The organism is Neobacillus mesonae (genome assembly GCF_023715155.1).
Lineage (GTDB): Bacteria > Bacillota > Bacilli > Bacillales > Cytobacillaceae > Neobacillus > Neobacillus mesonae_A.
Map to the genome: position 1 here is coordinate 73,584 of NZ_JAMBNQ010000014.1, position 12,021 is coordinate 85,604.

Genomic DNA, 12,021 nt, shown 5'->3' on the forward strand with positions numbered 1-12,021 from the left:
ATTACATTAAGATAAACGGGTTAACATCAATCGAAACTAACAGTCCATTTTTCGATTCTTTTTGATATTGATCAAGAATTTTCCTAAGAATATTTGTTAGATTCGGTTCCCGTTTGTATTTTATCAAACATTGATAACGATATCTATTATTAATCCTTGGAATGGGGGATGCTGCAGGTCCTAATATTACCGTTTGATTTGATACCTGCGACCGGATAAATCTAACAATTTTCTCTGTTTCCGCCACTACGGTCATTAATTGCTCATGTGAAATGGTAATAAGTGTTAGAAAGTAAAATGGCGGGTAATGATGTGTTTTCCGTACCATCATTTCACGCTGGTAAAAGAAATCATAATTTTGAGTTCCTGCAAGTTCTATGCTGTAATGCTCCGGCGTATAGGTTTGAATGACTACCTCACCAGGTAATTGGTGCCTTCCAGCTCGTCCGCTTACTTGAGTTAATAACTGAAATGTCTTTTCAGAAGAGCGAAAGTCTGGCAGGTGGAGCATCGTATCTGCAGACAAGACACCTACAAGAGTAATGTTCGGGAAATCTAAGCCTTTTGCAATCATTTGTGTTCCTAATAGAATGTCAGCCTTGCCGTCCTTAAATTCTTTCAATAATTTTTCATGCGATCCTTTCCGGCTTGTTGTATCAACATCCATCCGGATTACTCTCGCTTCAGGTAATATTTTTCCCAGCTCATCCTCTACTTTTTGTGTCCCAGTCCCAAAATAGCGGATATACTCACTTGAGCATTCGGGACAGGTCTTAGGTATATGACTTTCATATCCACAGTAATGACATTTCATCCGATTTCCTGCTCGATGGTATGTCAGCGAGATATCACAATTCGGGCAATTCACGACATATCCGCAATCCCGGCACATTACAAAGGAAGAATGCCCTCTCTTATTTAAAAATAAGACAGATTGCTGTTTTTTTTCAAGGCGGTCTTTTAACATTTCAAAAAGCTTCCTAGAAAACATGGAACGGTTTCCAGCACGCAGTTCCTCCCGCATATCCACAATTTCAACTGAGGGCAATGGCTGATTGTTCATCCTGCTTGACAAAGTCAATAAGTGGTACACTTTTTTTTGTGCCCGTGCAAATGTTTCTAAAGACGGTGTTGCGCTTCCAAGCACAACTGGACACTGATAGGTTTTTGCCCTTTCAATTGCTACATCCCTTGCATGATAACGCGGCATATCTTCCTGCTTATAGCTTGTTTCATGTTCTTCATCAATAATAATAATGCCGATATTTTCAAATGGAGCAAATACAGCTGACCTTGCACCGACAACAACCTTCACTTCTTTACGTTGTATCTTACGCCACTCATCATATTTCTCGCCGGCAGACAGGCCGCTGTGCAGGACGGCAACTAAATCACCGAACCTTCCTTTAAAACGATTGACCATTTGCGGTGTTAAAGAAATTTCCGGTACTAGAACGATGGCCTCCTTGCCTTTTTCAATCACCTTTTGGATTGATTGCAGATAAACTTCTGTCTTACCGCTTCCCGTTACGCCGTATAGTAAAAATACTTCGTGCCTGTTTTCTTCTATTGAAGAAAGAACTGGTGTAATAGCTTTTGTTTGTGCATCCGTTAAAGGTAATGGTGTGGTATGGTCGAATATTCGATTTTCATAAGGATCACGGTATACCTCCATTTCCTGCTCCAATAGAACTCTTTTTTCAATAAGAGCATGGACGGTTGAAGACGAAGTATGGACGTCGGACAGCAGCTGTTTCAATTCAATTGGATCTGGATGAAGAATGAAGTATTCTATTATCTGTTTTTGCTTTTCAGCATTGGCCGGCAGCTGATCCGCTTCTCTAGCAAGGTTTTCGGCTGTTCCAGCTGGGCGAACAAACTTAACGTGTTTTTTCTTCACCCTTTCCTTTACGATATAGACCACTTCGAGATTTCCTTTTGCTGCCTCTTTCTGTAGAATTGGAACAAGGTCACTTTTTAATGCTTCTTCCCAGTCAAGACTTTTATTACCTATAAACAATTCTTGGATAGAAGCCGGGAGAGAATCTTCGATAACTCCAGGGGCAAGCCTTACCTTTTTCTCATACTTTGCTTTTAATGCTGCTGGAAGCATGACCTGGAACGCAAAAATTTTAAAGCAAAGGGATGTTTCCGTTAACCAATTACCAAGATCCAATAATTCTTTGTTCAATACCGGTTTAAGGTCCATTGGCTCAATGATTTCTCTTAACTGCTTTACTTCGGATTCTGACTTAATACCAATGACAAATCCCTGAATCTTTCTCGGTCCAAATGGAACTATCACCCTCATGCCCGGCTGTAACGTATCCTGCCATTCCTCAGGAATTAAATAATCAAATGGTTTATCTGTATGTTTTGCCGGAACATCGACTATCACACTAGCTATTTTCATTTTTACCCCTATCCTTCAAAAGGGAACTTACTTCTTCTAAAATTTTTCCTGCAACTGCAGTTTTGGACATAATCGGCAATTCTAATTTCGAACCATTTTTTTTATAAAGAGTGACAATGTTTGTATCCGTTCCAAATCCTGCCCCATTGGTCTTGACATTATTGGCAACAATCATGTCTGCATTTTTCTTTTTCAGTTTCTTTTGCGCATATTCTTCCACATTATTCGTTTCTGCAGCAAAGCCAATTAGTGTTTGTTTCGTTTTCCTTTGCCCCAGTTCAAACAATATATCTTTAGTTCTTTCAAGTTCTATGGCTGCATTTCCATCTTGTTTTTTAACCTTATGATCATAGACGATTCTCGGCCGATAATCCGATACAGCAGCTGTCTTAATGACAACGTCTGCCTGGTCAAAAAACTTGAGAACAGCAGAATACATTTCTTCTGCACTTTCCACTTTCACAACTTCTATACCTGCAGGCGGATCAAGAGCAACAGGCCCTGATACCAAGATGACTCGAGCCCCCTGCTTTTTAGCTTCCTCTGCTAAAGCATAACCCATTTTACCAGTGGATCGGTTTGAGATAAAACGAACCGGGTCAATTTTTTCACGGGTAGGTCCCGCAGTAATTAACACTGTTTTACCTTTTAATGATGGATTTGTTCCTTTTGCGAAAAAATGATTCATGATTTCTACAATTTTCTCTGGTTCTTCCAAACGTCCTTTTCCCACATATCCGCAGGCAAGATACCCTTCACTTGGTTCAATAAATTGATACCCATATTCTGCTAAAATTGAAAGATTCTTTTGAACAGCAGGATGACCGTACATATGTACATTCATTGCCGGAGCTATCCAGACCGGGGCTGTGGATGCAAGCAAAGTAGTTGTAATCATATTATCAGCAATCCCTCCGGCTAACTTTGCAATTGTATTGGCTGTTGCCGGGGCAACAAGGATAAGATCTGCCCAGTCAGCTAAATCAATATGTGCGATAACCTGTGGATTTTTTTCGTCAAAGGTGTCTGTATATACCTCATTGCGGGATAATGCCTGAAAGGTTAAAGGGGTAACAAACTTTGCGGCTGAATCGCTTAACATAACCTTAACATATGCACCTGCCTGAACAAGTTTACTAGTCAGAGCTGCAGCCTTGTAAACAGCAATCCCCCCTGTTACGCAAAGTAATATTTTTTTATCCTTTAGCATCAATCATTCCCCCACTTTTTCTTATAAAATAAAATGTATAATTTTCGATTTTAAGAATTGTCCATCTTCAAAGGAAAACTTCGGCAGCATCAGCTTTTTCATGGAGCTCACAGCCAGTTCTCGGTCTTAAATAAGTTCCTTCGAATTTCTTGTGATAAGCGATAGCTTTAAGCAGCTTGGGGTCACCTAAATGTGCTCCTAAGAGTCAAAATACAGTTTTCAGGTAAGAACAGTTCTATTCTTAAGACTGCAGCAAGGCGCTTACACTTTTCTTATATCTATTATGATGGAACAAAAACTTTTTTTCACTATTTTCCTTCTTAATTCGACAAAAATCTATTAAATAAAAAAGGCTGACATAAGGGTGTTTCCTTTTCGTCAGACCTTGTCTATTTCATCATATACTTTTTGCTAAAAAATGATTACTCTTCCATTGTTTCTGCTCTGTTAGCAATACGGTATGTGAGTACACCGCCATCAATTTCTTCTAGTGCTTTTCCAACATATTTATAAGAAACATATTTTGGCAGCCGCTCATTCTTTTCTATTTGCATAATTCTAGCACGTTTTGCAGCAACCGATACAAGCGAATATTTGGAATCAATTTTTTCTAATAATGAATCAATCGATGGGTATAACATATTATTCAACCTCCAGCAATTTTTTATAGATATGCTCTACTCTTTCCCTGCGGCAATGTTCAGCCACAACAATGGACTTGATACGCTCACAGGCAAGCTCTACTTGATCATTTACGACCACATAATCATACAATTCCATCATTTCAATTTCTTCACGGGCAGTAAGCATCCGATTATTAATGATGTCATCTGTCTCTGTTCCTCTAGTCACAATGCGGTTTTTCAACTCGGATAAACTCGGCGGCATTAGGAATATGAATAAGCCTTCCGGAAATTTCTCACGAACCTGACGTGCCCCTTTAACTTCGATTTCAAGAAAGACATCCTTTCCCTCATCCAAAGTTTGGCGGACATAATCAACGGGTGTACCATAATAGTTGCCGACAAATTCGGCATATTCCAATAGTTTTCCATCTCGTATTAACGCTTCAAATTCTTCTCGTGTTCTGAAAAAATAATCCACCCCATCGACTTCACCTTCACGCGGCTTTCGGGTAGTGACCGAAATGGAATATTCAAAAGCAGTATCTGCCTGAGAAAAAATCTCCTTCCGAACCGTTCCTTTTCCAACTCCAGATGGTCCAGAAAGTACAATGAGCAACCCTTTTTCCTGCATTAAAAAATCCTACCCTTCATCAATAGTCTCATCACGGTCCGATAAACGATGGGCAACTGTTTCCGGCTGAACAGCGGAAAGAATTACATGATCGCTGTCCATAACAATTACCGCCCGGGTACGCCTTCCATATGTAGCATCAATCAATGATCCACGGTCACGTGCATCTTGAATAATTCTTTTAATGGGTGCGGACTCCGGACTGACAATAGAAATAATCCGATTCGCTGAAACAATATTTCCAAATCCAATATTAATTAATTTTATCCCCATGAAAACCATCCAATCATAAATATTTTGACCGTGTCAAACTTTTTGTAAACCATTCTATTCAATATTTTGTACTTGTTCCTTCAGTTTTTCGAGCAAACTCTTCATTTCCACTACCTTTTTGGCAATATTTGAATCATTTGCTTTTGACCCGATCGTATTAGCTTCCCGGTTCATTTCCTGTACAAGAAAATCAAGTTTTCTTCCAATAGGGTCATTAACATTTAAGGTTTGGGTAAATTGCCCAATATGGCTTTTTAATCTTGTTATTTCTTCATTTATGTCCGCTTTTTCAGCAAAAATCGCCACTTCCGTTAAAATCCTGGCTTCATCTACTTGTCCATTCAAGTATTCCTGCATTCTTTTGGTTACACGGTCTTTGTATAACTGCACCACCACAGGAGCATATGTTTCAAGTTCGCCTATATGTTGTTCCAATTGGGCAATAATCGACTGAAGATCCTGTTTTAGTTCTTCTCCCTCAGCTGCCCGCATTTGTTTAAGCTGTTTCACCGCTTCTTCAACTGCCAGCAGAACTAAATGATCAAGCGCTTCATTATCCGATTCATTTTCTTCTATATGTATGAGATCTGTCTGACTTAACAAATCCTGAAAGGTTATTTCTCCTTTAATTCCGTACAGTTCTCTTGCCTGCTGGATAAATTGATAGTATTCGTCAATCAGCTGCCAATCAACATGAATTCTACGGGTTATGACACCTTCGCCTTCCACACTGACATAAACCTCAATTCTGCCGCGGCGTATATATTGATTGATTTTCTTTTTAATTTTATCCTCTATTTTTAACAATTGTCTAGGCAGCCGGATATTCATTTCGCTAAATCTATGGTTTACAGTTTTTATTTCCACATTGACTAAAAAAGCCTCTGACTCTGCCTTTCCTCTTCCAAAGCCTGTCATACTTATTACCATTATTACGCACATCCATTTCTTTGAAAGGCTGGATTTAAATTAAAAATCCAAAAGGTAATAGAGCAATTCTATCACCTTTTGGATTATATCATACTTTATTTTGTTTTTCTTAACAAAAATGAACCTGCTAGTAAAAAAGTTGGAATCGAAGATAATCCAATAATTAAAAGCCAATCTTCTGCTTCTATCGGTAATGTATGGAAAACTGGCTGCAGCGGCGGGTAATAAATGACTACTAACATTAATACCAGCGAAGATATAACTGCCCATACAAGATATTGATTTCCGAATGGATTTCGGGACAATATGGAAATTTCACTGCGGCAGTCAAACACATGAATTAGCTGGGCCATAACCAGTGTTGCAAAGGCAACTGTTTGAGCATATTGCAATTGATCAGGATCATCGTGATAAACAACCATAAAGGCTATTAACGTTACTAAACCAATTAAAAATCCTCGCGATATGACCTTCCAGCCTAAACCGCGGGAGAAGACACCTTCATTCGGACTTCTAGGCCCCCGTTTCATCACATTTTCTTCCGGCTTATCCAGTCCTAAAGCCATTGCCGGCAGTCCATCCGTTACTAGATTAACCCAAAGAATTTGAATTGGAATTAATGGTAACGGCAGAGCCAAAATCATGGCAAACAACATAACTAATATTTCGCCCACATTGGATGCTAATAAATAACGAACAAACTTTCGAATATTTTCATAGATATTTCTGCCTTCTTTGATAGCTCCTTTTATTGTAGCAAAGTTATCGTCTAATAACACAAGTGAGGATGCCTCTTTTGCGACATCTGTTCCGGTTATCCCCATGGCCACACCGATATCTGCAGCTTTAATGGCTGGTGCGTCATTTACTCCATCACCTGTCATCGCAACAATATGACCACGATTTTGCAAGGCTTTAACAATTTTTAATTTATGTTCAGGAGATACACGCGCAAAAACAGCGACATCATTAACAACAGCTTCAAGTTCTTCAACCGGCATATTTGCTAATTCTTTTCCTTCAACCACTTTGCTATTTTTTGTTAGAATTCCAAGTTCTGAAGCAATTGCTTTTGCAGTAATAACATGATCGCCGGTAATCATGACTGTTTTGATACCAGCAGCCCTGCACTCCTTCACCGCATCCTTCACTTCAGGTCTTGGCGGATCAATCATTCCCTGAATCCCAATTAACGTCAGTTTGGTTTCCGCTTCTTTTTCACTTAAAATAATGGTATTATGTGAAATTGGTTTAAAAGCAATGGCAATGGTTCTCAATGCATTGGATGCCAGATTATTTATCGCATTCTGCACCTTTGTCTGTTTTTCTTTATTTAAAATTTGACTCCTGCCATCCCATAGAATCGATTCACAATTTCCTAAGATGACATCCGGTGCTCCTTTTGTTACGATAAAATGCCTTCCTTGCTTATCTTTCACATGAATGCTCATCATTTTTCGGGCCGAATCAAAAGGGAATTCCTTTATGATTGTAAAATCCTCTAATAGTTTAGCCCGATGAAATCCTGCCTTCATCGCACTTACCAAAAGTGCTCCTTCTGTTGGATCACCGTCTAAAATATAGTCTTCCTCTTCTTGGTAAACATCTGAATGGTTACACAGCATCCCAAATATAAGCATTTGCTGTAATGCCTTCTCCTCTTTAGGATTCACTTTTTGTTTATTTCGGTAAAATACTCCCTCTGGCTGGTAGCCAATTCCATCAACTGTCCATGTTTGTTCCCCGCTCCATAAGTGGGTTACTGTCATTTTGTTTTGTGTCATGGTGCCTGTTTTATCAGAACATATAACAGATGCACAACCCAATGTTTCAACGGCCGGCAGTTTTCGGACGATTGCCTTTTGCCTGATCATTTTTTGAACGCCTAGTGATAACGCTACTGTTACGATGGCCGGCAATCCTTCAGGTATAGCAGCAACCGCTAATGAAACACCAGCTAGAAACATCGTATAGATCTCATGACCGCGTAAAACACCAATAGCAACCACTAATACGGTTAAAAACAATGCGACAGTGATTAAAATTTTTCCTAATTGCTCTAAACGCCTCTGCAGCGGAGTTTCTTGGGATTCAGCTCCTTGAAGAAGACCAGCTATCTGACCCATAGCAGTTTTCATACCTGTTGCCATAACAACTCCGACTCCGCTTCCTCTTGTTACCATTGTTCCCATGAAGGCGGTATTCTCCATATCCCCAATACCTGGGTTTGGAGTTGTTAAACAATCCGAATGCTTAGCTACAGGAACAGATTCGCCTGTCAGCGCCGATTCTTCTATCTCCAAACTATTGGATTCAATAATTCTCACGTCTGCACCGATTCTATCACCGCTGGAAAACTTTAATATATCCCCAATCACAACTTCCTTCGATGGAACTTTAATCCAATGTCCATCACGAAGAACGGAAACTTGCGGGGCTGATAATTCTTTTAATGCCTGAAGTGATTTTTCTGCCCGCCTTTCTTGGTAAAACCCGAGAATACCATTTAGAATAACAATGGCTATGATGGCAATCGCATCAATATATTCACCAAGCAAACCAGAAATTAATGTAGCGGCTAGAAGAACCAAAACCATAAAATCTTTAAATTGACTGAAGAACAACAGTAATGCGGACTGCTTTTCCCCTTCTTCCAATTCATTAAATCCGTGCTGTTTCGTCCTTTCTTTCACCTTATCCTGTGTTAATCCTGACGAAAAGTCGGTTTCTAAGGCCTTTTCTACTTGTTTAATCTCCATCTCATGGAACTTCATCCGACCATCTCACTTCCCCCTTATATCGGCTATAATGTAAAGGATTATGCAGCGGTTTTTATCCCGCATAACGGGCAGTATGACCCCCGCTTCAAGGCTTTGCTTAAGCAGGAAGTATCGATGGGGGACAACCGCCCGTAAAAGCCCGATTGGTTCAACTAACAATCCGTGGGGGATGAAAGAAAACCCCGCTGATTGAAGTTTCACTTTATGCTGATCCTTATAGGCTGACCCCTAAAGAAAGCTTATTCAGGGTCGTCCAAAAAAATGCTAGGATATTAAGAAAAGCAGAAGTGCCCGCGTCAGCGGAGTATGGCCGCCTCAAAAAAGCTATTGTTTTCGTGCGATGTTTATCCTGCCGCATCTTTTCTTGTGAAGCAATCCAGCTTTGATAAAAGGAACACGAAGAGCCAAGTTATTGCCTAAACAAGCGTCCTCTGTCTTTTCGACAAGCTGATCGCCGCTTCTTCCGAATATGGTTTGGCACAGGAGCAGGAGGCAAATTCGAGCTTAACTTATCGCAGGGTAATGGAGAAGGTACTAGCTGCTTGGACACTGGAGCTGAACAAGCCGCAAAAATGATACTTTGTCTTATAAATAAGACAGAAATAATAAAGTTAGGATATAATGAAAAAGTGTATTTCTAAAAAAAGGATGTTTTTTATGTCATTCGATGGTTTATTTACTAAAGCAATTACAGAAGAGCTCTCCGGCCTCCTAAAGGGCGGCAGGATTAATAAAGTACATCAGCCATATAAGAACGAAGTGATTTTAATCATACGCTCAGGAGGAAAGAATCATAAGCTGCTCTTGTCAGCACATCCAAGCTACTCACGGGCACAAATAACCCATGAAGCTTATGAAAATCCGAGTGAACCGCCAATGTTCTGTATGCTGCTCAGGAAACATATTGAGGGTCATATACTGGAAGATTTATATCAGATTGAAAATGATCGGATGATTGTTTTTGAAATTAAAGGCAGGAATGAAATAGGTGATCTTAGCTACAAGCAGCTCATCATTGAAATAATGGGAAGGCATAGTAATATAGTATTAGTGGATAAAACGCGGAATCTAATCCTTGACAGTATCAAGCATATCTCATTTGCTGTTAACAGCTATCGTGCCATTCTGCCGGGACAGCCATATGTATTCCCGCCGGAGCAGCATAAGCTGAATCCTTTTTTGGCTGTTGAAGAAGATGTGTTAAGTAAATTAGACTTTAGTACCGGGAAATTGGACAAACAATTAGTCGAAAACTTTTCAGGCATCTCACCGCTTTTTGCAAAAGAAGTTATTTTCAAAAGCGGTCTTGCCAATCGAACAACGGTTCCTAATAATTTTATCCATATGGTAAAAAAAGTTGCTGATCATGACCTTTGCCCGTCTATTATGACAACTGATTCGAAAGAGTTCTTTTACATGTTCCCGCTTGAACATGTAAAAGGAGAGATAAAAACATTTTCAACATTAAGTGAAATGCTTGACCGCTTTTATTTTGGTAAAGCGGAACGTGATCGTGTTAAGCAGCAAGGACATGATATTGAACGGCTGATTATTAATGAAAAAGAAAAAAATGAAAAAAAGATTGAAAAGCTTGAAGCAACATTAAAAGACGCCGAGCAGGCGGAAAAATTTCAACGTTATGGAGAGCTGTTAACTGCAAACCTGTATGCAGCCAGAAAAGGGATGAAAGAAATCCAAGTCCTAAATTATTATGATGAAGCCGGCGGAACCATCACGATTCCTCTGGACCCTAGGAAATCACCTTCTGAAAATGCCCAAAAATATTTTTCAAAATATCAAAAGGCGAAAAATGCGGTAACTATTGTTATTGAGCAAATCGCCCATGCTGAAGAAGAAGCAGCTTATTTTGAAAACCTTTTGCAACAGGTTGAGACTGCTTCGCCAAAGGATTTACAAGAAATTCGTGAGGAACTGATTGAAGGAGGATATATTCGTGAAAGGCAAAAGCGGCATGGCAAAAAGACCCATAACGCTAAGCCTATGCTCGACCACTTTCTATCCACAGACCAAACAGAGATTATTGTTGGGAAAAATAATAAACAAAATGATTATTTAACTAATAAGCTTGCAGCTAGAGATGAAATTTGGCTCCATACAAAGGATATTCCAGGTTCACACGTGGTTATCCGCAGCAAGGAACCATCAGATCAAACGGTTTTAGAAGCTGCGATGCTTGCTGCCTATTTTAGCAAAGCAAGAAACTCAAGCTCCGTCCCAGTCGATTTTACTAAAGTCCGTCATGTTAAAAAACCGAGCGGGGCAAAACCGGGATTTGTTATTTATGAACAGCAGCAGACCATTTACGTAACACCTGATGAAGAATTAGTACTTAAATTAAAAAAGAATTAAAAAAGAGGGTGTCCCAAAAGTCAAAATTTCAGGGGCAGCCCTCCTTTTATTTTTACTGTTCTGAATCTAGTCTGTTGATTACCGTTACAGGCGCTTTGCTTTCCGCAGGCGTACAGGCGAGCCTCCTCGTCGCTGACGCTCCTGTGGGGTCTCGCCTGTAACTCCCCCCCCAGGAGTCAAACACCTTCCGATCCAATCAACTAGTTTAAGCCCTTTCAAGCAAGTTGCCAATTCCAATTTGCTATTATTATAAATTCATAGAAAGAAACGCGTAAGCAGACTAGGCAAGTGCTTCTTTACTTTTTCTATAACCTTCTCGACAAGAGGCTGTAACAGATGCCCATTTCCTGGAATCACTATCGTTCCTAATACAAATCCTTTTTCATCGGTGGTTGAATGGAATGAATATGCAAATGTTTGTTTCGTTCATCTTTCACATAGCAGTCACTTTCAGGGGCTGCCATACTTTCCTTAATTTCTTTCCATTCTTCTTTTCAAATTTCTTAGGAGAAAATGGCTTTTTCCCGTGTTCCTCGCGATCTAAATTGAGTTCCAATTGAAGTTTCTCTTCATAGGCACGAGTTTCCTTTCGAACGACTTTTATCATATTTATTAGCACTGGCCTTGACATGTGTGGAATCTAAGAATATATGGTCAGGAGACAGCAATCCTTTATCCATAATCTCCTTCACAATATATGGTATAAGATGACCTTGAACACATCGGTATCGTAAAAGCGGCGCTCATAATTTTCACCGAAGGTAGTGAAGTAGGGATTTCTGTGTAGA

Annotated in this window: 8 protein-coding genes and 1 pseudogene; 1 reads left to right on the plus strand and 8 read right to left on the minus strand. The window is 39.7% G+C overall.

Going from position 1 to position 12,021, the window contains the following annotated elements; translation table 11 throughout:
• Nucleotide 1 precedes the first annotated feature (1 nt).
• The 7 genes from priA to M3183_RS13600 all read right to left on the minus strand — a co-directional run bounded on the left by priA (nucleotide 2) and on the right by M3183_RS13600 (nucleotide 8,857).
• Entirely contained in the window at nucleotides 2-2,413 is a 2,412-nt protein-coding gene (gene priA, locus M3183_RS13570) for a primosomal protein N' (RefSeq protein WP_251470571.1), read from the minus strand.
• Nucleotides 2,400-3,623, minus strand: a complete 1,224-nt coding sequence (gene coaBC, locus M3183_RS13575; RefSeq protein ID WP_251470572.1) for a bifunctional phosphopantothenoylcysteine decarboxylase/phosphopantothenate--cysteine ligase CoaBC — start codon at nucleotides 3,621-3,623, stop codon at nucleotides 2,400-2,402. Before coaBC ends, priA begins: the two co-directional genes overlap by 14 nt.
• 422 nt (nucleotides 3,624-4,045) lie before the next feature.
• Nucleotides 4,046-4,264: a DNA-directed RNA polymerase subunit omega gene (rpoZ, locus tag M3183_RS13580; protein ID WP_251470573.1), complete on the minus strand. Its 219-nt coding sequence runs from the start codon at nucleotides 4,262-4,264 to the stop codon at nucleotides 4,046-4,048.
• 1 nt (nucleotide 4,265) lies between these two features.
• Nucleotides 4,266-4,880, minus strand: coding sequence for a guanylate kinase (gmk, locus tag M3183_RS13585; RefSeq protein ID WP_251470574.1), 615 nt, complete (start codon nucleotides 4,878-4,880; stop codon nucleotides 4,266-4,268).
• Nucleotides 4,881-4,889: 9 nt separating this feature from the next.
• On the minus strand, nucleotides 4,890-5,153 hold the full coding sequence (gene remA, locus M3183_RS13590; protein WP_251470575.1) for an extracellular matrix/biofilm regulator RemA: 264 nt from the start codon (nucleotides 5,151-5,153) through the stop codon (nucleotides 4,890-4,892).
• Nucleotides 5,154-5,207: 54 nt separating this feature from the next.
• On the minus strand, nucleotides 5,208-6,083 hold the full coding sequence (locus tag M3183_RS13595) for a YicC/YloC family endoribonuclease (protein WP_251470577.1): 876 nt from the start codon (nucleotides 6,081-6,083) through the stop codon (nucleotides 5,208-5,210).
• Between the two features lie 95 nt (nucleotides 6,084-6,178).
• The gene (locus M3183_RS13600) at nucleotides 6,179-8,857 is read right to left on the minus strand and encodes a calcium-translocating P-type ATPase, SERCA-type (RefSeq protein ID WP_251470579.1); all 2,679 of its coding nucleotides are present in this window, start codon (nucleotides 8,855-8,857) and stop codon (nucleotides 6,179-6,181) included.
• 663 nt (nucleotides 8,858-9,520) lie between these two features.
• On the opposite strand from M3183_RS13600, the gene M3183_RS13605 reads away from it, so the two are divergent.
• Nucleotides 9,521-11,233, plus strand: a complete 1,713-nt coding sequence (locus tag M3183_RS13605) for an Rqc2 family fibronectin-binding protein (protein ID WP_251470580.1) — start codon at nucleotides 9,521-9,523, stop codon at nucleotides 11,231-11,233.
• 285 nt (nucleotides 11,234-11,518) lie between these two features.
• Here the strand turns inward: M3183_RS13605 and M3183_RS13610 are convergent.
• Nucleotides 11,519-12,008 (minus strand): annotated as a pseudogene (locus M3183_RS13610) (transposase); the annotation flags it as partial.
• Between the last annotated feature and the right edge of the window lie 13 nt (nucleotides 12,009-12,021).